At 44.9% G+C, this 22,480-nt stretch carries 18 protein-coding genes; 11 read left to right on the top strand and 7 right to left on the bottom strand.

Annotated elements, in window-relative coordinates; all coding sequences use genetic code 11:
* Positions 1 to 2 precede the first annotated feature (2 nt).
* From P343_RS27695 to ptsP, 9 genes are all read left to right on the top strand, one after another.
* Positions 3 to 1,775, top strand: a complete 1,773-nt coding sequence (locus P343_RS27695) for a putative bifunctional diguanylate cyclase/phosphodiesterase (protein ID WP_023510085.1) — start codon at positions 3 to 5, stop codon at positions 1,773 to 1,775.
* A gap of 145 nt (positions 1,776 to 1,920) precedes the next feature.
* The gene (locus P343_RS27690) at positions 1,921 to 3,081 is read left to right on the top strand and encodes a LysM peptidoglycan-binding domain-containing protein (RefSeq protein ID WP_023510084.1); all 1,161 of its coding nucleotides are present in this window, start codon (positions 1,921 to 1,923) and stop codon (positions 3,079 to 3,081) included.
* Positions 3,082 to 3,519: 438 nt separating this feature from the next.
* A complete protein-coding gene (qoxA, locus tag P343_RS27685; protein WP_023510083.1) occupies positions 3,520 to 4,470 on the top strand; it encodes a cytochrome aa3 quinol oxidase subunit II in 951 nt (316 codons plus the stop codon).
* Positions 4,471 to 4,486: 16 nt separating this feature from the next.
* The gene (qoxB, locus tag P343_RS27680; RefSeq protein WP_031263907.1) at positions 4,487 to 6,430 is read left to right on the top strand and encodes a cytochrome aa3 quinol oxidase subunit I; all 1,944 of its coding nucleotides are present in this window, start codon (positions 4,487 to 4,489) and stop codon (positions 6,428 to 6,430) included.
* Complete coding sequence (gene qoxC, locus P343_RS27675) at positions 6,430 to 7,059, top strand: cytochrome aa3 quinol oxidase subunit III (RefSeq protein ID WP_023510081.1); 630 nt, start codon at positions 6,430 to 6,432, stop codon at positions 7,057 to 7,059. The genes qoxB and qoxC overlap by 1 nt, the downstream gene beginning before the upstream one ends.
* Position 7,060: 1 nt before the next feature.
* Positions 7,061 to 7,378 (top strand): cytochrome aa3 quinol oxidase subunit IV, encoded by a 318-nt coding sequence (qoxD, locus tag P343_RS27670; protein WP_023510080.1) that lies wholly within the window; start codon positions 7,061 to 7,063, stop codon positions 7,376 to 7,378.
* A gap of 395 nt (positions 7,379 to 7,773) precedes the next feature.
* Positions 7,774 to 8,685, top strand: a complete 912-nt coding sequence (pfkB, locus tag P343_RS27665; RefSeq protein ID WP_023510079.1) for a 1-phosphofructokinase — start codon at positions 7,774 to 7,776, stop codon at positions 8,683 to 8,685.
* 220 nt (positions 8,686 to 8,905) lie between these two features.
* Positions 8,906 to 10,825 (top strand): PTS fructose transporter subunit IIABC, encoded by a 1,920-nt coding sequence (locus tag P343_RS27660; RefSeq protein ID WP_023510078.1) that lies wholly within the window; start codon positions 8,906 to 8,908, stop codon positions 10,823 to 10,825.
* Between the two features lie 394 nt (positions 10,826 to 11,219).
* Positions 11,220 to 12,938 (top strand): phosphoenolpyruvate--protein phosphotransferase, encoded by a 1,719-nt coding sequence (ptsP, locus tag P343_RS27655; protein WP_023510077.1) that lies wholly within the window; start codon positions 11,220 to 11,222, stop codon positions 12,936 to 12,938.
* 286 nt (positions 12,939 to 13,224) lie between these two features.
* Here the strand turns inward: ptsP and P343_RS27650 are convergent, their stop codons facing one another.
* Complete coding sequence (locus P343_RS27650) at positions 13,225 to 15,246, bottom strand: penicillin-binding transpeptidase domain-containing protein (RefSeq protein ID WP_023510076.1); 2,022 nt, start codon at positions 15,244 to 15,246, stop codon at positions 13,225 to 13,227.
* A 321-nt stretch (positions 15,247 to 15,567) separates the two neighbouring features.
* On the opposite strand from P343_RS27650, the gene P343_RS27645 reads away from it, so the two are divergent.
* Complete coding sequence (locus tag P343_RS27645) at positions 15,568 to 17,133, top strand: bifunctional metallophosphatase/5'-nucleotidase (protein ID WP_031263906.1); 1,566 nt, start codon at positions 15,568 to 15,570, stop codon at positions 17,131 to 17,133.
* An 83-nt stretch (positions 17,134 to 17,216) separates the two neighbouring features.
* On the top strand, positions 17,217 to 17,906 hold the full coding sequence (locus P343_RS27640; protein WP_236620349.1) for a uracil-DNA glycosylase: 690 nt from the start codon (positions 17,217 to 17,219) through the stop codon (positions 17,904 to 17,906).
* A 72-nt stretch (positions 17,907 to 17,978) separates the two neighbouring features.
* Here the strand turns inward: P343_RS27640 and P343_RS27635 are convergent, their stop codons facing one another.
* The 6 genes from P343_RS27635 to P343_RS27610 are packed head-to-tail and all read right to left on the bottom strand — an operon-like array spanning position 17,979 to position 22,457.
* Positions 17,979 to 19,121 carry an ABC transporter permease gene (locus tag P343_RS27635; RefSeq protein ID WP_023510073.1) on the bottom strand — a complete coding sequence of 381 codons (1,143 nt, stop codon included), beginning with the start codon at positions 19,119 to 19,121 and terminating at the stop codon, positions 17,979 to 17,981.
* Between the two features lie 15 nt (positions 19,122 to 19,136).
* Complete coding sequence (locus P343_RS27630; RefSeq protein WP_023510072.1) at positions 19,137 to 20,054, bottom strand: ABC transporter ATP-binding protein; 918 nt, start codon at positions 20,052 to 20,054, stop codon at positions 19,137 to 19,139.
* A gap of 19 nt (positions 20,055 to 20,073) precedes the next feature.
* Positions 20,074 to 20,595, bottom strand: a complete 522-nt coding sequence (locus P343_RS27625; protein WP_023510071.1) for a CcdC protein domain-containing protein — start codon at positions 20,593 to 20,595, stop codon at positions 20,074 to 20,076.
* 14 nt (positions 20,596 to 20,609) lie between these two features.
* Positions 20,610 to 21,347 carry a hypothetical protein gene (locus tag P343_RS27620; protein WP_023510070.1) on the bottom strand — a complete coding sequence of 246 codons (738 nt, stop codon included), beginning with the start codon at positions 21,345 to 21,347 and terminating at the stop codon, positions 20,610 to 20,612.
* Positions 21,348 to 21,358: 11 nt separating this feature from the next.
* On the bottom strand, positions 21,359 to 22,057 hold the full coding sequence (locus tag P343_RS27615) for an ABC transporter ATP-binding protein (protein WP_023510069.1): 699 nt from the start codon (positions 22,055 to 22,057) through the stop codon (positions 21,359 to 21,361).
* 1 nt (position 22,058) lies between these two features.
* The gene (locus tag P343_RS27610) at positions 22,059 to 22,457 is read right to left on the bottom strand and encodes a GntR family transcriptional regulator (protein WP_023510068.1); all 399 of its coding nucleotides are present in this window, start codon (positions 22,455 to 22,457) and stop codon (positions 22,059 to 22,061) included.
* Positions 22,458 to 22,480: the final 23 nt, after the last annotated feature.

Raw genomic sequence — 22,480 nt, 5'->3', positions numbered from 1 at the left:
CAATGTCTGTTAACAGCGAATGGCTGATTATCGTTGCGGCGATTCTGGCTATTCTCCTTTGCTTAGTTTCTTTACTGATGTTTTTTCACATCCAGAGATTACGGATTAAAGAAGAAAGTGAAAAAAACATTAGAAAAATTACCGATAGCTTGCATATTGGCGCTTATATCATAAAAGCCGACGCATTTATTTACGTCAATGACCGGCTTTGTGAATTGACCGGATATTCGGCCGAAACTTTGAAGCAGATGAAGTGGCAGGATGTCGTTTCCCTTCAAAACTTAGAGGATACTGCGTTATTGATCAGGCAGTTGAGAGAAGGGAAAAAGCAGGAAATTGAGGATCGGCTTGTTGTGATCAGAGGGGACGGTTCACGCATCTCCCTAATTGTAAAATGCCAGCGAATCGATGGACAGCACAGCCATTATGTAGGTACTGCAGATGTTGAAGAACGCGCTTATTTGAAGAGCGAGACAGACAAAGAGAGCCTGATTGACCCGGTAACCGAACTTCCCGGCAGCGTCGCCTTGCGTAAACGGCTCGAACACGAAACGGTTGAAAATCCCGCGCTTTCTCTTGCATTAGTGTTTGTCGATATTGATAGCTTGAACAGAGTAAACGACACTATTGGCAGAGAGGCAGGAGACAAGCTCCTTCAGGAAGCGGCAAAACGTCTGAAAGAATGCGAAGGAGACCGTGTCTATCACTATAGGGGTGATGAGTTTGCCATTCTGTTCAAGAATAGGACAAGGGCAGACATTAAGATGCATATTAAGCGCATCATGAACACGTTCACAGCACCCATCCACCTACACGATAGACCTTGGTATGAGTCCGTTACCATGGGTGTCAGTTTCTTTCCTGAAGATGCGGATACCGGAAGCAAGCTGATTCAATGCGCAATCGCCGCCATCCATTATGCTAAGAAGAACAGTCGCGGTAAGTATGAGTTTTATAATCCCGGTATCTTAAACGCTTTAAGAAAGCGGCTGGAACTTGAAATGGATTTGCGCCATGCGGTGAAACGCAATGAATTTACGCTGCATTATCAGCCGCAAATTGACCTGAAAGCCGGGAGGGTCGTTGGTTCTGAGGCACTTATTCGCTGGATCCATCCAGTGCGCGGTGTGATCTCTCCTGGGGTTTTTATACCCATGGCAGAAGAGCTGGGGCTTATTGAAGAAATTGGAGAATGGGTGCTCAGGACAGCTTGCCGGCAAACAAAGCAGTGGAATGAGCAAGGTTACCCCTTTAATGTCTCGGTTAATCTATCCCCCCGTCAGCTCGTTCAGGAAAATTTGGTAACACTTGTTCAGTCGGTCCTTCTCGACGCTGATCTGCCGGCAGAACGCCTTCAACTTGAGATCACCGAAACGGCGGGTGCTGATTTATTTGTTATGTCGCAGAAGCTGCAGGCACTTGAAGAGCTTGGCGTAAGTATTAGCATAGATGACTTCGGAACGGGCTATAATTCATTGAACTATTTGAAGCAGTTGCCGTTGAGTCAACTTAAGATTGATCAATCTTTTATACGCGGCAACCGTCATGATCAGCATGACGTGGCACTTGTCAGAATGATCGTTGCACTGGCGAATGAATTGGATCTCCAGGTCGTTGCTGAGGGTGTTGAGACCGTTGAACATGTTCAGTTTCTGAAACAAACAAATTGCGCGCTAGCGCAAGGTTACTTGTTTGCCCGACCGTTAACCGCTGAGCGTCTGATTGAACAGCTTGAAACGATAAACGTGCAAATTAGCGAAACGGTCATGCCATGAAAGATTAATCATTTATTTACAAACATTTGTTTAGAGTTTTAGTAACAACTTGGATTCACCTGCTATAATAATTTAGAAGAGCCCCAGTTCATAAACATAGATTACCATTCAAACATTTAGCAGGATTTTAGGAGGCGGTTTTTTTATGAAAAAAATCATTGTTCCTGCTGCAATTGTAGGAGGACTCGTTTTCTCGGCAACCGGCCAACAGGCCTTAGCTGCATCCGGTCAGGATGTCGTCAATCAGGCACTAGCTTATCAGGGCAAACCGTATGCTTATGGCGCACCCTCCTTTTCTGAATCCGTGTTTGATTGTTCGTCATTTACACAACTTATGTACAGCAAGGTCATGAATGTTTCTTTGCCAAGAAGCTCAGCTGAACAAGCGAATGTTGGAATCCAGGTGTCCAAAGATCAACTACAGCCCGGAGACTTGCTATTCTTCGATACAACAGGCGACGGCGGTATTCATCACGTTGGTATATATATCGGCAACGGACAAATGATTAGTTCGGAGATTACAGTTGGTGTACATATCGCAAATGTGTTTAGCGGGGGCGGTTCGCAAACATACTGGGAACCAAGGTTTAAAACAGCTCGACGGATCGTGGAAACAGGAAGCAGCGTCACTGCTCCGGTTCAGGAAAACAAAACGCCGGAACAAGCGCAACCAGCTCAATCTTCGCAACCGTCCGGGGCTAATTCATCGGCAAAGACCTATACGGTGAAAAGCGGTGACAGCTTGTGGGCGATCGGCAACAGAAATGGCCTCTCTGTTTCCAAATTGAAATCTCTTAATGGCTTGAAGTCTTATACAATTTATCCAGGTCAGGTACTGAAGCTTTCGGGTGAGTCAACCGCGTCCCCTTCTTCTGCGCCAAAGACAGAACCAGCGGAGCCATCTGCACCAAGTTCAGCACCAAGCAGCCAGCAAACTTCCGGATCAGTTTACACTGTAAAAAGCGGAGACAGCTTGTGGGCAATTGCTAACAAAAATGGTATGTCGGTAAGTGCTTTAAAATCTGCGAACAGTTTAAAATCAGATGTGATTTATCCTGGACAAACATTGAAACTGTCTGCTTCAGCCGCGCCTTCTACTAATCAGGTAACGCAGACCTCCTATTCAGTGGCAGCTAACCAGTCTTCAAAATCTGAAGGTGCCTATCAAGTAAAGAAAGGCGACAGCCTATGGGAAATTGCGACGCTCCACGGTGTCACGGTAAATAAAATAATGAAAGCAAATAATCTGTCGTCAACGCTTATTTATCCGGGACAGCACCTGTTGATTCCTGGAAAGTATATATAATGATAGGACGGATCTATCACTGCTTTACACGATAATTTGCTGAATCTTTATAATAAAAATCCGAAACGCGATTTGTTCGCTTTTCGGATTTTTTGCGTATAATAGATTGTTCTTGGCTAAATGAGATACGTGTGTCTAAGGCTAAAATCGCGGTGTATTCGTGTATTTGCTGATCAGCTAACAGTACCTTTAACGATCATTCAAATGAATGTAAGCGCTTTATGTAAGGGCGAGTTTCGTTTATAATGTGAATATATGGTGAACAATAGGTGGACGAAAATCTACAAATCATGTTATTGGTTGAAACAACAATACTTTGTAACAAACATCACTTTAATGATATTTTATTAAAGTTATAATTAAAAGTTTATGCTATAATGTGGATGTTTACTTTGTGCAAGATGCGGAACAGAGAAATAGAGGGGAGGAAGAGAAAACGTGAAGAATTTAAAAACAATTATAAAACCGGCTTTTCTCTTGCTGGTTCTACCCATGATTGCAGGCTGTTCAGATAAAATTGCTGTGCTTAATCCTCAAGGCCCCGTGGCACGATCACAATACCACTTGATTATCTGGTCGCTAATCATGATGAGCCTGGTTCTCGCAATAGTACTTATATTGTTTGTTTATGTGCTCGCACGATTTGGCCGCAAGAATAGCAAAGGATTTGATCCTAATGACACAGGCAACCGGAAACTGGAAATTATTTGGATGATTGTTCCGGTTGTCATTTGTGTACTGTTAGCCGTACCAACGGTAAAAACGCTGTTTGCGCTGAGCCATCCGCCAAAAGCAACGGCGGCACCTGCTCAGACTGCAGGCAAAACGCTCACTATTGATGTCACGTCTGTTCAGTGGAAATGGCTTTTCCGTTATCCTGGTCAGAAAATTGAGACTGTCAATTACGTGGTGATTCCTGCAGGGACACCGGTCAAATTCCGACTTCATGCTTACGATGCAATGAATGCGTTTTGGGTACCTGAGCTTGGCGGTCAACAATACACAATGACCGATATGCCGATGAACTTGTGGCTGCAGGCTGATAAGCCTGGTAATTATTCGGGCAGGAGCTCAAATTATTCGGGACGTGGCTTTGCACACATGACGTTTACAGTTATGTCGAGATCGGCGGATTATTTTGATAGCTGGGTTAAAGATGTAAAGGCGAATAAGCCGGCACTGACGCATGTCAAATACATGCAACTATTGGAGCCTAACGTGTTAGATAAACCTCAAACATTGACTTTTTCCTCATATCCGGAAATTGTTGCAAAAGATTTAAACAAAGCACAAATGGATGCGCTCATGGCAGGTAAACCAATTGAAACGGACTCCATGCATGGGATGGATATGAAAAACGACGGGAAAGGGGGACATCACAATGATTGATTCCATTAAGTCGTTTATGGGATGGTTTTTTGTTACCGGTGATCCAATGATTTATGGCGCCGATGCATCAATTGCTTTGGTCTCTATCGGCATTGTCGCTGTTCTCACGTACTTTAAAAAATGGAAGTGGCTGTGGGAAGAGTGGCTGACTACGGTCGATCATAAGCGAATTGGTATTATGTATATTATTGCAGCATTGCTTATGCTATTCCGAGGCGGCATCGATGCCCTGATGATGCGCGCGCAGCTGACACTGCCAAATATGCATTTTCTTGATGCAGAACATTACAATCAGGTATTTACAACGCATGGTACGATCATGATCATTTTTGTTGCGATGCCATTTATTTTTGGATTGATGAATATTGCAGTGCCGCTTCAGATCGGTGCGCGTGATGTTGCTTATCCGTTCTTAAATGCGCTCAGCTTCTGGTTCTTTTTTGTTGGGGCGATGCTTTTCAATCTTTCGTTTGTCATCGGCGGTTCTCCGGATGCCGGCTGGTCGAGCTATGCTCCGTATGCCGGCGCGGAATTGAATCCCGGTGTTGGACAAAACTATTATTTAATAGGTGTACAGATTTCAGGAATCGGCTCATTGGCTACAGGAATCAATTTCCTGGTGACCATTCTTAAAATGCGTGCACCGGGCATGACGCTGTTCAAGATGCCTATGTTTACCTGGTCCGTCTTGATTACGTCTGTCATTGTTGTCTTTGCATTTCCTGCCTTTACAGTTGCCCTTGCATTGATGACGATCGACCGACTGTTTGGTGCGCACTTTTTCACGATTGCAGCAGGCGGGTCGCCAATGCTTTGGGCCAATCTGTTCTGGTTCTGGGGCCATCCTGAAGTATATATTGTACTGTTGCCGGTCTTTGGTATTTTTTCCGAGGTTATTGCGACCTTTGCTCATAAGACCTTATTCGGTTACGCGGTTATGGTCTGGTCAATGATTGCGATATCGGTGCTCAGTTTCATCACATGGCTGCACCACTTTTTCACAATGGGAAATACAGCACCGGTCAACGCGTTTTTCTCGATATCTACGATGCTGATCGCCATTCCAACCGGTGTGAAAATTTTCAACTGGCTCTTTACGTTGAATAAGGGCCGAATTCAGTTCACAACACCGATGCTTTGGGCATTGGCATTTATACCGAACTTTACTATTGGCGGCGTTACAGGCGTCATGCTGGCGATGGCGCCTGCTGATTATCAATACCACAACAGCTATTTTCTTGTGGCACACTTCCACAGCACGTTGATCGCAGGCACGGTGTTTGGCATCTTCTGTGGTCTTCATTACTGGTGGCCTAAGATGTTTGGCTACCTGCTCGATGAAAGAAAGGGCAAGTGGTCATTCTGGATCTTTATGATCTCCTTTAATGTTTGTTTCATGCCGATGTACTTCCTTGGCTTAATGGGAATGACGCGTCGCATGTACACTTATCCCGCTGGCCTAGGCTGGACACCAATCAATGTGGTCATGACGATAGGCGCGGTTGGAATGGGCGTTGGGTTCGCGCTTATGGCATGGAATATTATCTGGAGCGCATTTTATGGCAAAAAAGATACAACCGGCGATCCATGGGGCGGTCGTACTTTGGAATGGGTGACTGCTTCACCTGCGCCTGAATATAATTTTGCCCACATTCCGGAAGTCTCCACTCGCGATGCATTTACTGCAATGAAGGAAGAAAAGGAAAAAGGTTTAGCGAAATCTTCTAAGCCATATGAACCGATCCATATGCCGAATAATACAGGAATTCCAGTGATTATGGCATCATTTATGTTTGTTGCCGGATTTGGGTTTGTATTCGAATGGTATTGGATGGGTATTCCAGGTTTAATCGGCGTGATCGCCTGCATGATTGCACGCTCTTTTGTATACAACGATCATCATTATATTTCAATTGATGAGATTAAGCGGACTGAGGCTGCTACGGGGAGGTTATCCTGATGACTGATTCAGTATTGCGTCTTCATGAAAGAGACAAAAGCAGTTTGCCTATTGAGTATTCAAAAGAGGAAGGCGATTTGCGGATTGTCGGATTTTGGATCTTCCTTGCAGCTGAATTAGTGCTGTTCGGCACTTTGTTCGGTACCTATCTTGTGCTGCAGAGCCACACGGCGGGGGGGCCGACTGCGAAGGACTTGTTTGAAATCGGACCGGTGATGGCTGAAACGATTGTCCTGCTGGTCAGCAGTTTTACATGCGGTTTAAGTACGATAGAACTGCGTCGTCACAATACAAAAGGACTGATTGCTTGGCTGATCGTTACGATACTTCTTGGCCTTGTATTTGTCGGCCTTGAGGCGAATGAATTTTATACTTATGCGGTGCATGAAGGCGCGACGCTTTCAAGAAGCGCTTTCCTTTCAGGCTTCTTTGTCCTCCTTGGGACACATGGATGTCACGTATCGCTAGGTATTGTCTGGATCATCGGCATTTTGCTGCAGCTTGCGAAACGGGGAATCACACCGGTAACTGCAAGAAAAGCATTTATGGTCGGCCTTTACTGGCACTTTCTTGATGTTGTCTGGATTTTCATCTTCACAGCCGTTTATTTGACAGGGTGGGTGATCTAATATGAGCGAAAATCAAAGTCAGATGACGAAGCAGGAGCATGCTGGATTTCCATGGAAGCAAGTGATTGGTTTGTTCATTTCACTTGCCTTGACAGTACTTGCGTTGTGGATTGCCGTTGGATTATCGCTCCCGGTACATGTCACGTTAACGATTATTGTTGGTCTGGCAATTTTTCAGGCCTTTATCCAGTTGTTTATGTTCATGCATGTTACCGAAGGGACAGAGCCGGTACATCAGATCATTGGCATTATCTTTGGTATCTACGTCGCTTTTGCCGTCGTTGCAGGTACGTTGTGGATTTTGGCGTACACGATTTAATAGCAAAGCAACGCTGATCTATTATTTGGGGCGAAGCATTCGGTGCTTCGCCCTTTTGTTGCGGCGAAAAAAAGAAAACCAGTTCATAAAACAGTCAAAAAACGTCAAGTGTTGGTTATTTATGAATTAATTTGATTGATAATGAATGTTTTTCACTTTATAATTAATATCTTGAGGGATATATTTTACGTGGTGTATGCTAAATACTAAGGAATAATGCAAACGATTCCTCGGGAAACGGAATCATCATAGAACCTCTTGTATGGAACTGTGTCAAGCGGCAGACAATACAAGAGAATTGCTCGATCTTTGCAATGAATCCGCTCTCTATTTTTAGCACGGTAAGAAACCCACTTATTATAAGATAAAAATTCTAGATTAGGGGCTGATCATTCGTGATTTATACATGCACATTGAATCCGGCGATTGATTACTTTTTACAAGTCGATAATTTTAGAGCTGGAGAACTGAACCATGTCAAAGCCGACCGAAAAATGCCTGGCGGCAAGGGCATCAATGTCTCCAGAGTCTTAAAGCATCTGGAACAGGATTCCAAGTGTCTTGGGTTCATCGGCGGTTTCACCGGAGAATTCATTAAAGGTAAACTAGCAGAAGAAGGCATTGAAGCAGATTTTGTTCCGGTTGATGGCGATACCCGCATCAATGTAAAGCTGAAAAGCGACACGGAAACAGAAATTAATGGTGTTGCTCCTCAAATTACTGATGAACAATTGAACGCTCTTTTTGCAAAACTTGAAACGTTGACTTCGGAAGATATTCTTGTACTCTCAGGAAGTGTTCCTGCCACATTGCCTGTAACCATCTACAAAGAAATGATGGAACATGTCAGCGCTAGCGGAGCCAAAGTTGTTGTCGATACGAGCGGCAAGGCTTTCCGTGAGATCGTTGATGCGAAACCATTCTTGGTTAAGCCGAATCATCATGAACTCGGCGAATATTTCGGCGTAACGATTGATACCTTTGACGAAGTGAAAACCTATGGAAAGAAGCTCGTTGAAAAAGGTATTGATCACGTCATTGTTTCAATGGGCGGCAAAGGAGCCATCTACATAGATAAGGATGAATACCTTTATGCTCCACCTGCAAAAGGCGTGCTAAAAAATTCAGTAGGCGCAGGCGATTCACTCGTTGGCGGATTCCTTTCTGAATATGCGGTAAGCGGTGATTTCCGCAAGGCATTCCAAAAAGGCGCGGCATCAGGAAGCGCGACTGCCTTCTCCGTTGACCTATGTACAAAAGAAAAAGTTGAAGAAATGCTGCCACAGATCGAGATCAGCACTATTTAATGTTGATTTTTCTACTCTATTGATTGAAACGGAATGTGCGAGACTTCTGCTGGAGCAGCGAGTGCATGGAGCGAAAATCAACCGACAAATTTAACAAAGCTAATTGAAAAAAAGCAATGTGGCCGGAGTGAACGATGGGCAAATAGATATAAAAAAGCGTCAGGATTCCGCCACCAAATAAACAACTGGGTAACCTTTTATTGAGAGGATGGGAAAGATAATGAAAGTGACGGACCTGTTAACGGCGGCGACCGTTAATTTGGACTTGAAAAGCACGACCAAGAAAGACGTATTAGATGAGCTGGCAGCGACGCTAGACAAAGCGGGCAAGCTTAACGACCTTGCCGGATACCGAGCTGCACTGGACAAGCGCGAAGAACAAAGCACGACGGGAATTGGCGACGGCGTCGCTATCCCTCACTCGAAAACGGCAGCAGTTAAAGAAGCTGCTATCGCTTTTGGACGTTCAAAGGAAGGCGTCGACTTCCAGTCTTTGGATGGACAACCTGCACACTTGTTTTTCATGATTGCTGCAACAGACGGCGCGAATGCGACACACCTTGAAGCGTTGTCCACACTTTCGACCTTCTTGATCAAACCGGACTTCCGTGAGAAATTGTTGAATGTTGCAACACCTGAAGAAATTGTCGCGGCGTTCGATGAACAAGAAGAGACGAGTGAAAATGTAGCCGCTGAAGAGAAAAAAGCGGCAGAAAATAATACTGACGGTTATGAAATTTTGGCTGTAACGGGCTGCCCGACCGGTATTGCTCACACCTACATGGCTGCCGACGCGCTGAAACAAAAGGCAAAAGAAATGGGTGTGTCGATCAAGGTTCAAACGAACGGTTCGACCGGTATCAAGAACAAGCTCCAAGCCGATGAAATCGCAAAGGCTAAAGGTATTATTGTTGCCGCAAGTATTAAAATTGATGTTGAACCATTCAAAGGCAAGCCGCTCGTTCAAGCACCGGTTACCGACGGTATTCGCAAACCTGAAGAGCTGATTAACCAAGTACTTGAGGGTAAAGCTCCGGTTTATCATGGTGACGGAAGCAAGTCCCAAGCTGCTGAAGAAGATGCATCCGGTGCAAAGAAAATCAATATTTACAAGAACCTGATGAACGGTGTCACCTACATGCTGCCATTCGTTGTCGGTGGCGGTATTCTGATCGCTATTTCTTATATGATCGCATCGATTATGGGCATTGAACTGAAACCGGTCACGAATGTCGCTGATGTTCATAGCTTTGCCGGTTTGCTCAGCTTTATCGGAAGTGCGAATGCGATGTACTTAATGATCCCGATCTTGGCAGGCTTTATTGCGATGAGTATTGCGGATCGTCCGGGTCTTGCTCCAGGTATGGTCGGCGGTTTAATGGCGCTGACAAGCAACGCCGGATTCCTCGGCGGCTTGATTGCCGGATTCTTGGCTGGATACACTGTTGAATTAATAAAATGGGCGTTCCAAAAATGGCCACAGTCCCTAGACGGATTAAAGCCTGTTCTGATCTTCCCATTGCTCGGCATTTTCATTACCGGTGGATTAATGTTCTTAATTAACCAACCGATCAGCATCTTCGTGGATGCAATGACCCATTGGCTTGGTGGAATGGGCACAGGCAACCTTGTACTGCTTGGTCTTATTCTAGGCGGCATGATGGGTATTGATCTTGGTGGCCCGTTTAATAAAATCGCATTTACATTCGGAATCGCGATGATCAGTGCCGGAAACTTTTATCCGCAGGCTGCAGTTATGGCCGGTGGTATGGTGCCTCCGCTGGGCATGGCTTTGGCAACAACATTATTCGCTCATAAATTCAATCGCGCTCAGCGTGACGCCGGAAAAGTGGCCTACGTACTTGGCGCTGCGTTTATTTCAGAAGGAGCGATTCCTTTTGGAGCCGCTGATCCGTTACGTGTTGTTGTTTCAACAACAATTGGTTCCGCATTGGCGGGTGGACTCTCACTGCTGTTCGGTATTGGATTGCGCCCACCGCATGGCGGCGTGTTTGTTATTCCGCTCGTCAGCAACGGAAATCCATTACTCTATGCACTGGCTATTATTATCGGAACGGTTGTAACTGCAATTATCTACGGCATTTGGAAGAAGCCTCTTGAAGAGAAGGAAATTGCATAAACGATTTAAGGGCATTGTATAGATTATCAACAAATGATGACAAATAAAGTAAAATGATTGTAGTCGCTTTCAATTTAAAAAAACTCTTGATATAATAATAACTGTTACGTTTTCCAAGTTCTTAATTTAGTCTGGAAAACAAATACGCAGGTAGGCCGAACACCGGTTCAGCTCATGACACCCATGGATAAACTTTGTGAGGATGTCGCTGACTGGAAGGTGAGTGTTTGCCTGAGCGAATGAACGTCAGAGAGGCTTCTGAACGATTAGCTCAGATCCGTGGGGATCGAGCATGAAGCCGGATTCTAATGAGCTGCTTAAGGTGTGAAGACTACTGGGCGGTTCCATGAATCGCTGAACTTTTTATATCTGAAGGGTTGGGTGAAATAAAATCATGTCAGAAAAGATTACAGGTATTGCTGCTTCCGCTGGTATCGCTATTGCCAAAACATTCATTCTGAAGAATCCGGATCTTTCTTTTGAAAGAAGCACGGTAAGCGATAAAGAAGCAGAAAAGAAAAAGTTAAATGATGCTTTGGCAATTTCAACTAAAGAATTGACAAGCATTAAGGAAACCGCCGAAAGAGAACTGGGCAAAGACAAGGCTGAAGTATTCGCCGCACACCTGATGTTCCTCAGCGATCCAGAATTTGTCGGACAAATCTCATCAAAAATTGATGATGAAAGCCTGAGCGCTGAAGCAGCTCTTGACGATGTGTCCAGCTTCTTTATTCAAATGTTTGAAAGCATGACAGATAATGAATACATGAGAGAACGAGCAGCCGATGTTCGCGATGTGTCCAAGCGTCTTCTGGCCCATCTTCTAGGCGTTTCGTTTACGTCTCCTGCAAGCATCACGGAAGAAACCGTGATTATTGCTGAAGACTTGACACCTTCAGATACTGCTCAGTTAAATCGCAACTATGTAAAAGGCTTCGCAACCGATATCGGCGGCCGTACTTCACACTCCGCGATTATGTCGCGTTCAATGGAAATCCCAGCTGTTGTAGGTACGAAGACCGTAATGGCTCAAGCAAAAGAAGGTCAGCTAGCCATTATTGACGGCCTGAACGGTGAAGTGATCCTTGATCCGAGCGAAGAAGAAGTGAAAGAATATCAGGCAAAGCAAGCTGCTTATAAAGAACAGCAAGAAGAATGGGCGAAACTTGTGCACGAAACCACAAAGACGAAGGACGATGCACACGTTATTCTTGGAGCGAACATTGGTAATCCTGGTGACGTTACCGGCGTGCTGAACAACGGTGGTGAAGCGGTGGGCCTGTATCGTACGGAATTCCTGTACATGGGTCGTGACAAGCTCCCTACAGAAGATGAACAGTTCGACGCATATAAAGAAGTTCTTGAAAAAATGGAGAACAAGCCGGTCGTTATCCGTACATTGGATATCGGTGGCGACAAGAAGCTCTCTTACCTGCCGTTGCCTGAGGAAATGAACCCATTTCTTGGCTTCCGTGCAATCCGTCTCTGCTTGGAACGTCAGGATATTTTCCGTACACAGTTACGCGCCCTGCTAAGAGCGAGCGCCTATGGAAAACTACGGATTATGTTCCCGATGATCGCGACGATCGATGAATTTCGTCAAGCCAAAGCCATTCTTCTTGAAGAAAAAGAAAAATTGGTTGCTGCGGGAACGAAGATTTCCGATGATCTTCAGGTCGGCATGATGATGGAAATTCCAGCTGCTGCCGTACTTGCTGACCGTTTCGCTAAGGAAGCTGACTTCTTCAGTATTGGTACGAATGACTTGATCCAATACACAATGGCTGCTGACCGGATGAACGAGCATGTGTCCTACCTGTATCAACCATGCAACCCATCCATTCTTCGACTGATCAGCAACATTATCGACGCTGCCCATAAGGAAGGCCACTGGGCTGGTATGTGTGGTGAAATGGCCGGCGACGCTACCGCTATTCCGCTTCTTCTCGCACTTGGCCTTGATGAATTCAGCATGAGCGCAACCTCAATTCTGCCGGCAAGAAGCCAGCTGCTGAAATTGTCTAAAGAAGAATTGGCAAAACACAAAGAAGCATTCCTCAACCTTGATACGGCTGAAGAAGTGCTTGACTATGTAAAAACAAAAATGATTTAACAAGATATTAAGAAACCGGACAGGCGCTTCTCATTGAAGCGAACCTGTCCGGTTTTTTTGTTTTTATTAAAATCTGAATTAGCTGTTGGCCATTACTTCATCAGTATGCGATTGCTTTGAAGCGGGAAATCAAGCCAGAACTTACTATCTATCTAGAATTTTACTCTCTGAAAAGTAAACTGATCGATATATTTTTGGAAACGATCGATAAAATTTTGAAAGTGATCGATATATTTACTGATCGATAAACGCTGTAAGCACCGAGAGCCCTTCAATCTCGGTTTGGTTACGGCTTCAGCACATCTTCAAACACTTTTTTAACCTTCGGAGTTACATAGTGGCTGCCACCATGTTTTTGCGTATTTTCAACGACCATGGTAACCATTAATTGAGGATTATCTGTATTGTAAGCAACAAACCAGCCATTTTCACGTCCGGATTTTCCCTGTTTCTTTTTGAACTCAGGTGTACCTGTTTTTCCGGCTAGAGTGATTCCGTTGATCTTCGCATCATGAGCGGTTCCCGCCGAGTTGTTAACTACTTCAATCAGGTCTTTGTTCAGCAGTTGTGCGATCTCTGGTGACATAACATTTTTCTTCCAGAAAGTTGGCGGATCGTTTGTTTTGATTAGCCTTGGTTTAATCATGCTGCCATCATTAACGAAGGCGGAATAGATTAAAGACAAATGAAGCGGATTAACAGTGACTTGGCCCTGCCCATAACCTGAGTTGGCGAGCAGTGTCTGGCTATCAAGTTTGCCGTTATTCGAGATCGTAGATTTGCGCATCGGATATTGTATCGGCAATGTTTCGCCAAAACCAAACTTTTTAGCATCGCTTGCGAACGTTGATCCGCCAATCTTAAGCGCTGCTTGAGCGAAATAAATATTATCTGAGCGATACAACGCTTCTTGCAGATTCACTTCAGGATCATGATCAAGCCGCGTTACATAATAATCGCCCCAAGATTTGTTCGCCTGCCATTTTGTCCCATTAATCGCTACAGCTTGATTAGGATCGATAGATTTGTGGGTCAATGCAATGGCTGCGGTTAACGCTTTAAATGTAGAACCAGGAGCAGTTGCGGTCGTAAAACGATTCAACAATGGTTGTTTTGGATCATCACTCAGTTTTTTATAAGCACTGGAAGACATGCCAAGGACAAAATCATTGGGATTGTAAGAGGGTGCGCTGACAAGGCCTAGTATGTCACCATTTCTTGGATCAATCGCAACACCGGTTCCTGCGTCTTTTTTGAGCTGGCTGTACATGGCGTCCTGAACGTTGCGGTCGATCGTCAGTTGAATATTCTGTCCGTTGACTGGTTCTTTCTTGGCAATGGTCCCCACTTCAGCACCGGTCGAATCAAGCCGGATAATCGATGCACCATCGCGCTGGCGGAGTTGTTTTTCGAATAGGAGTTCGAGCCCTGTTTTACCAATCACAGAGTTCGCATTATAACCTTCATTCGGATGCTTTTTCAGAAGCTCCGCTGTCATATTTCCTACATAACCAATCAGATGTGCACTGGCATTATTATCCGGATATACTCTGCTGTTAACGTCGGTTTTGACGACCCCAGGCAGTTGAGTAACCTTTTTAATAAGGTCTGTTTTTGTAGCATCAACGGTTGTGATCGGTACAAGGCTGTCAACTTTAACCCAGGAAGCTGCAAGTGCGGTATCGATCTGCTCTTTGCTGACGCCAAGCAGCTTCGTCAAAGTCTGGATGGTCTGAGTCTTGTCACTGTCCGTACCCATTTTTCCAGGAATAAGATCAATACGCGCGGCTGTGCCGTTGATCGCCAACGGCTTACCGTTGCGGTCGACAATTTCACCACGAGTGCTAGGCAGTGTGTCGACACGAACTTTCGAGTCTGCGTTCATGCCAGGAAGAATCATACTGGGCGTCCAATTGACGTACCAGTTTGCTGTGTCTTTTCTCTTCTCTTTTTTCAATTGAATGTTCTGTGAAAACTTCACGGGACCTGCGACTGTCGATAGTGATGCATTAAGATGGACAGCGCCGTCAGTGCTTTTCTTGCCATCGGTCACCGTCGCTGTCATTTTACCGGCTTCAATACCTTCATAAATACGTTTGTACCGAGCGATAAAATCGGATTTCTTGACACTTTTTTGCGATTGTTTTGAGAGAAGGCCGTACATTTTGGAAAAATCTTGTTTCTGCCATGCCTTAACATAGTCATCCATGCGTTCTTTTGCTGTCGGTTGATGATTACCGCACGCAGTGAGTGCGACGAGAACGGCAAGTAAAAGAATGGAGAGGATCGAAAACTTACGTAAGTTCATCAAAGATTACACCTCCATAAAATCCGTGACAGGACCTAGCGATAAAAGAATATATTCCAGCGCTGCCGATTCCATGCAGGCTGTCCAAATGAGCACATTCAGTATCTATTATAAAGGATTTGCAATCAATCTGCAGGTCTACAGAACTATGAAATTATATCGCCATAACATAAAAAATAACAAACCTATCAAATTAATGACATCAATAGTGCAATTATTGACAGCCCTTACTGATTTTGTGAAGCTGTGTTTCATTTTTTAAGCCAAAAGTCGCCACAGCATGATAGTATTGAAGAGGAACGAGAGGTGGATGGTGAGGCAATGAAACTGGTCATTTTGGAGACAAGTGATGTCCATGGCAGCATATATCCGCTAAGTTACGCGGATAACAAGCCTAAAGATGTCGGTATGGGGAAAATTGCGACCCTTATAAAGAATGAGCGTGCTGGTAATCCGTCTACGATGCTGATTGATAATGGTGACATGATTCAGGGAACACCGCTGCTCTATTATTATGCACGATTTGACAAAAGCAGACCGAATCCGATGGCTGTGATTGCCAATGAATTAAACTATGACTGTGCCGTTTTCGGCAATCACGAGTTCAATTTTGGACGTGACATTTTAGATCGGGCAGTGTCTGATTCTAAATTTCCATGGCTAGCAGCTAATATTGTCAATCAATCGACAGGCGAACCCTTTTTTGGTAAACCGTATATTATCAAGAGTTTTGATCAAGGGGTACGCGTCGCCGTTCTTGGCTTGACCACTAAATATGTTCCGAACTGGGAGAAAGCAGAACATATAACCGGCATGCGCTTTGAAGATCCAGTTGAAACGGCAAATAAATGGGTGCCTTTTTTGAAAAAAGAGAAGAAAGCAGATGTGGTTGTTCTTTCATACCATGGTGGGTTTGGCCGTGATCTCGATACTGGTAAAGCGATTGAGGAGCTAAAGGGGGAAAATCAGGCCTACCAAATCTGTCAGGAGGTTCCTGATATTGACGCGCTATTAACGGGACATCAGCACCGGATGATCTATGGGAGTGCTGTTAATGGTGTGACGGTGATCCAGCCAGGCTGCAATGGCACACATCTGGGCAAGGTGACTCTAGAACTTGAAAAGCAACAAGAGCGTTGGCACATCACGCGCAAGATGTCTGAACTCATTTCTGTGGCCGGCGTAGAGGCGGATGCCGGTCTCCTGAACAAGGTGGGAGACTATGAAAAGGATGCACAGAACTGGCTCGATCAACCGCTAGGTAAGATTGAAGGCGATATGCTTGTTCGTGATCCGATGAAGGTCCGCACTGAAGACCACCCCTTGATCGAGTTTATTAATCGACTTCAAATGAAAGCATCAGGCATGGATATTTCCTCCACTGCCTTATTCAATAATGAGTCACCGGGTATGCCCGAAAATGTTTCGATGCGCGATATTGTCGCTAATTATATTTATCCCAATACCTTGCGGGTGATCAGAATAACCGGGCAGGACATGCGGGATGCCCTTGAACGTTCAGCGTCTTATTTTAAAACGTATAGTGGCGGCTTGATCGAGGTTAGCAAAGCATTTACGGACCCGAAACCGCAGCATTATAATTATGACATGTGGGAAGGTATTGACTATATTATTGATATTTCACGTCCGGCTGGTAATCGGATTGTGAAGCTGGACTATCATGGAGTACCGGTTAAAATGACTCAACATTACGATGTGGTGATGAATAATTATAGAGCCGTCGGTGGCGGAGACTATGCGATGTTCAGCAATAAGCCGGTCATTAAGGACATACCGGTCGACGTGACGGAACTTATTGCCAATGAGGTGCTTGAAAAGAAAGTGATTAAGGCCAAAGTGGACCACAATTGGAAACTGATCTATTAGAGACTTTCATCGACAAAAAAATCGAAGCCGGCGGGCAATGGCTATTTCATAAATCAGAGAGGTGCACGAACGTGGGGAAGCACATTTTGAAAAATGATTGGGAGCCGCTTTTGGAACCTGAATTTGAGAAGGATTATTATCAAAAGCTGCGGCAATTTCTAAAGGAAGAATATTCAAGCCAAACTGTATATCCTGATATGTATGACCTGTTCAACGCGCTAAATTATACGCCCTATGAGAAAGTCAAAGTGGTCATTCTCGGCCAGGACCCATACCATGAACCAGGACAGGCACATGGACTCAGTTTTTCAGTTATGCCTGGAGTCAGGCAGCCGCCTTCCTTGCAGAACATCTTCAAAGAATTACGGGATGATCTGAGCTGTACGATCCCGAATCACGGATGCTTGATTGAATGGGCACGTCAAGGCGTACTTTTATTGAACACTGTGCTCTCCGTTCGGCGAGGTGCCGCGAATTCCCATAAAGGAATGGGTTGGGAACAGTTCACCGACGCAGTGATTCGCGATCTCAATGACAGAGATCAGCCAATCGTGTTTATCCTGTGGGGGCGTCATGCGCAGACAAAAGAAGAGTTGATTACCAATAAGCGGCATTTTATTATCAAGTCGCCGCATCCAAGCCCTTTCTCTGCGCGCTATGGATTCTTCGGCAGCCATCCCTTTTCGCGGACCAATCAGTATTTAGAACAGGCCGGCGCAGAGCCGATTAACTGGCAGGTTTCTATCGAAGAACCGGATCTTTCTAAGGTATAAATCAAACTCTCCGCCAAGAGCCATTTCCTTAGCGGAGAGTTTGTCGTTTATGAATACGATGGATTGAGTGAATCAATGAGCTGCTGAACGGATGAATGGCTTGAATCGGAACAGAGCAATAACAAGGCCAAATAAGCCAAACAAAATCAGAAGCAGAAGATTAAGCCAGATGGTACTGAGACCGGCATCGCGTAGCATCACATCTTGAAAGCCCTGCATTGCCCAATACTGTGGCGTAAAATAGCCGATCTTCTGGACAAATGAAGGGAGAAGTTCAGTGGGGAACCATAATCCTGCGACGATTGCGCCGCCAAGTGTGATCAGCTGCGTAATGCCAATGCCCTGATTCTGGCTGCGGGCGATCATGGAAAGGCCTAGGCCAAGCCCAGTTCCGCAGAACGCGAGACTGACGACGATCAGAGAGATAGCCAAAGGATCACCAAGATGAAGATGATAGAAAATCTTTCCGCAGGCAAGCAGCACCGTGCATTGAATCAGGACGGAAATGAACGGCGGAATCCACATGCCGACCAGATAATTGGCCGAACCCAATGGGGTCCCCTGAAGGCGAGCGATCATCCCGGACTCCTTCTCTTTAATGAATCGTTGCAGCATCGAGATCATGATAAAGAAAACGAACATGACGGTATAGCCAGGTACAATTTGGGTCATAAAATCGACATGCTTGCTGTTTTCAGAGATTTGTTCTACTTGGATTGGCGGGGCAAGTGTCTGGCTGATTTGGGATTGATTCAGCCCTTTTGATTGAAGCGATTGTGCGATCTTTTGGTCGCGATACTGATTAGCCATATTGTGAAGTATTGCTTGGATAGGGGCTGTCGTACTTGCCTGGGCGCTATCCTGATAGAAGCGAATGGTTCCCTTCCCTTGGACGAGCTTTTGTTCAAAGCCCTTATCAATGACAATTAAAGACGAAAGATCACCGTCTTTTATTTTTTTAATTTGAGAGGATAGTGAAGAATTCTCGTCTTTTTTTACTTTAAATCCTTTTAAACTTTTGATCTGTTTTACAAAAGCTTTTGACGCAGATGAATGATCCTGATCACGTACGTGGACCGTTATGGAGTCGACACTCGATTGATTGAAAATCGATCCGAAAGCGACAATGAACAAGAGCGGCATGATCAGGAGAAAGAAGACGTTGCCTTTTTCTTTAATCATTAATTTAAATTCTTTGAGGACAATATTTATCATTTGAGTTCAACTCCTTTAGTCTCTCAGTCGTGTTCCGGTCAATGACAGGAATACATCCTCAAGGGATGGTCTGATCATTTCAATTGCTTTTAGCTTTAGCTCTGACTGCTGTGCATCCAGTATGGTTTTCATGACTTCGATCGGCTGGTCGGTTTCGAGTACCCATCCGTGATTTCGCGGATAGCTTTTTTTAATTGCATGGATTGAGTCTGGTTGAAACGGGCCCTCCGCCTCAACAAAAACCGCTTTTTGTGCATAGCTGGCAAACAATTCGTCAAGCGTGCCTTGAGCGATCACCTTCCCTTGATCGATAATGGCGATGTCATCACAGAGTACTTCAACTTCTTCCATGTAGTGTGTGGAATAAATGATCGTTACACCGTTGTCCCGCAAATGGCGGATCATTTCAAAAATATGGTTGCGCGATTGCGGATCAATGCCGACCGTCGGTTCATCCAGGATCAGCAGTTTCGGCTGATGAAGAAGCGCGCATGCAATATTAATTCTTCGTTTCATTCCTCCGGAGAAGCTTTTTACCGGATCTTTTGCACGATCAAGCAAACCTGTTTCTAGTAGAACATCATGTATCCTCTTTTTTAGAAGCTGGCCTTTGATTCCGTAAAGCCTGCCAAAAAACTCAAGATTGTCATTCGCACTTAATTTATCATAAAGCGTAATTTCCTGAGGGACATACCCGACCTGCCTTTGAACGTTTCGTTGTTGTTTAAATGCATTGATTCCAAAAACATGAACACTTCCGCTGTCGGCGCTTAGAATACCAGTTAATATTTTCATAGTCGTAGACTTTCCGGCACCATTTGGTCCGAGAAGTCCGAAACAAGAGCCCTTGGCAATTGAAAATGAAACATTGTCCAAAGCGGCTTTCGGCCCATATCTCTTCGTCAATTTTTGAATGTCGAGAATCGGTTCCAATGTGATCCCTCCCATTAAATCATCTTGTTTCTGCTGTTTCTACGAGTTGTTTATGTTTCCGTAAAAGAAAAATATAGTAAACAATATAATAGGCAAAGATAATGAGCAGCAAACCAGCTGTCCAGGAGTTGCCGACTTGATTGATCTGCTGCGGGTTTGCAGCGTTGCCTTGAAGGAGTCCGCTTGTGTAAAGTCCGTAAAATCTGAAGAAAAGGCGTCCGAGAAACAGTGCGCTGACCAGACTGCCGATCCAAACATTCGGGCGGTAATGCCACTGTTGATCCCGTTGCTCCATATGCGTGATTTTTGCGCTGTAGACGGCGAGTAAAACCCCGGCGGCGATTCCTAAAGCGTCTGAAAGTAAACTAATCGGATGAAAGGCACTCCCGATCAAAAACAAGAAGCCGATGATGGCGAAAATTGTGATGCGCGTGATCATCCGTTTTTGGCGCATAAGCTGCCAGCCTATATTACGGCGAATCCGTCGATAAATGACGAATAAGATAAGTGCTACAATGATCATCCATGATTGTTCGTTCATCTGTATTCTCCTTCTTAAAGATCCAATTTTTTCTCAAGCAGCCAGGAAGCAAGTAGAATGAGTATCCAGGTTAATAACCAGCTTCCGATAATTGCTGCAACAAGTTCGATAGGAATTTTAAATTGGCTTAACGGCTCAAACCATCCGGCAGAACCGCTGAGCCCCCATGAAAGCCCCCATATGATCCAGAAAAGCGGCATTGCCGGACGAAGCTTAGTCCGTCCGAGTGTGCCGAGAATCAGTCCGGCACCGACTGCGAGAGGAAGGGCAGCAAGATCCAAAAGGATAGGGATAAGCCCAGATTTGATAAAAGCAAGAAAGTCGCCGAATGAAAGTGTGCTACTGACAAGAGTCGCAAAAGCTCCGAAAACGATAATCAGTAAAAGAATGCTGCATGCTAGGCTTACCCCGCGAACGAGCATTGCCCAAAATTTGGCGGCAACCAATGTGCTGCGCGGGTAGGGAAACGTTAGCCACCAGCCGACAGTCTCATTTCTCCATTCACGATGAATCAGAGAAATGGATAACCCAAAAATCATCCAGGGGATACCCCAGCAAATATTCCAAATATATTTGAGTTGAACATGGTAGATCAGATTAAAATAGATTGTCAGAATCATCGCGATCACAATGAAGGAAAAGAAATAAACGAGACGCCATTGCGCGTTTATTCCTTTTCTTCCATTTTCTCGCCGTCTTTTTAATTCATGTAGAAACAACGTTTTAAGCGGCTGTTCGTGACGAGCGTCCATGATTTTACCTCCTAATCACTCAGTTTCCGTGAAAGTGTGTCAATCGATCCATACTTCCGGCGCAATTCTTCTGCTTCACCTGAGAGTAGGACATGCCCATTCTGAAAGAAAATCACATCATCAAACAGACCCTCAGCTTCATGGATTTCATGTGTGCTGATCAGTAAAGTCTGCTCCTTTTCGCTGATCGCATCAATTAAGGCTTCCATAATGCGTTCTCGTGATGCTGCATCAATTCCGGAGAACGGTTCGTCGAGTACGACGAGCGGCACATTACGGGCAATACAAAGAATAAGCATGAGCCGAGCTTCCTGGCCTTTTGACATACCGTCGACTTTTAAATCGAGCGGAAGCCTCATCAGTTCGGCAAAGCGTATGGCTTCAGATTTATCGAATCCTAGCAATAACCGAGCGGCCAAATCAAAACTTTGCTCTGCTGTATAATTGTTATACCAGCGTGCTCGGTCAGGAAGATAGGCAATCTTTGCATTCGTATGCCATCCTGCATTTTCACCAAGAACAGACAGTGTACCGCTATCTGGGCGAACGATTCCTGTGATCATTCGGAAGAACGTTGACTTTCCGGCACCATTTGAACCGAGAATGGCAGTCACATGCCCCTTTTTGATAGTGAGGCTCAGATCGTCAATTGCTCTTTTTTTGTCATAGTGCTTTACTAAATGTTCTGAGACAATAATTGATTCCGTCAATTCAGAGTCCCCCTTTCCCATGAGTAAGCTTCTCTAGATAGGCTTCAATCTCATCCGGTCTGAAACCGAGATTTCGCATGTTGAGCAAGAACTCGCGTGTGTAGTCCAGGGCCAGCCGTTCTTTAAAATGCCTGATCTGAGTTACAGAATTCGTAACAAATGTGCCCTGACCACGCCGTTTTTCCGTCAGTCCGTCCCGCTCCAGTTCTTGATAGGCATGCATCACTGTGTTAGGATTTATTTTCAATTCATGCGCCATTTCACGGACAGAGGGAATCTTCTCTCCCACATCAATCTCTCCTTTTGCGATTAAACTGCGCATCTGAGAAAGTATTTGTTCATAAAGCGGCTGGCTAAAGTCGATTGTGAACCTGAGCGAGCCAATCCGCCGTTCATCCATAATTCAACCCTCCGATCGGGTTA

Source organism: Sporolactobacillus laevolacticus DSM 442, assembly GCF_000497245.1.
GTDB lineage: Bacteria > Bacillota > Bacilli > Bacillales > Sporolactobacillaceae > Sporolactobacillus > Sporolactobacillus laevolacticus.
The sequence above is the reverse complement of the archived record's forward strand: the minus strand, read 5'-3'. Positions and strand labels throughout refer to the sequence as shown.

Coding starts and splice junctions, on each gene's coding strand:
- P343_RS27695 (WP_023510085.1), top strand. CDS start 3: ATGTCTGTTAACAGCGAATGGCTGATTATCGTTGCGGCGATTCTGGCT.
- P343_RS27690 (WP_023510084.1), top strand. CDS start 1,921: ATGAAAAAAATCATTGTTCCTGCTGCAATTGTAGGAGGACTCGTTTTC.
- qoxB (WP_031263907.1), top strand. CDS start 4,487: ATGGGATGGTTTTTTGTTACCGGTGATCCAATGATTTATGGCGCCGAT.
- qoxC (WP_023510081.1), top strand. CDS start 6,430: ATGACTGATTCAGTATTGCGTCTTCATGAAAGAGACAAAAGCAGTTTG.
- qoxD (WP_023510080.1), top strand. CDS start 7,061: ATGAGCGAAAATCAAAGTCAGATGACGAAGCAGGAGCATGCTGGATTT.
- P343_RS27660 (WP_023510078.1), top strand. CDS start 8,906: ATGAAAGTGACGGACCTGTTAACGGCGGCGACCGTTAATTTGGACTTG.
- ptsP (WP_023510077.1), top strand. CDS start 11,220: ATGTCAGAAAAGATTACAGGTATTGCTGCTTCCGCTGGTATCGCTATT.
- P343_RS27650 (WP_023510076.1), bottom strand. CDS start 15,246: ATGAACTTACGTAAGTTTTCGATCCTCTCCATTCTTTTACTTGCCGTT.
- P343_RS27645 (WP_031263906.1), top strand. CDS start 15,568: ATGAAACTGGTCATTTTGGAGACAAGTGATGTCCATGGCAGCATATAT.
- P343_RS27635 (WP_023510073.1), bottom strand. CDS start 19,121: ATGATAAATATTGTCCTCAAAGAATTTAAATTAATGATTAAAGAAAAA.
- P343_RS27625 (WP_023510071.1), bottom strand. CDS start 20,595: ATGAACGAACAATCATGGATGATCATTGTAGCACTTATCTTATTCGTC.
- P343_RS27620 (WP_023510070.1), bottom strand. CDS start 21,347: ATGGACGCTCGTCACGAACAGCCGCTTAAAACGTTGTTTCTACATGAA.
- P343_RS27610 (WP_023510068.1), bottom strand. CDS start 22,457: ATGGATGAACGGCGGATTGGCTCGCTCAGGTTCACAATCGACTTTAGC.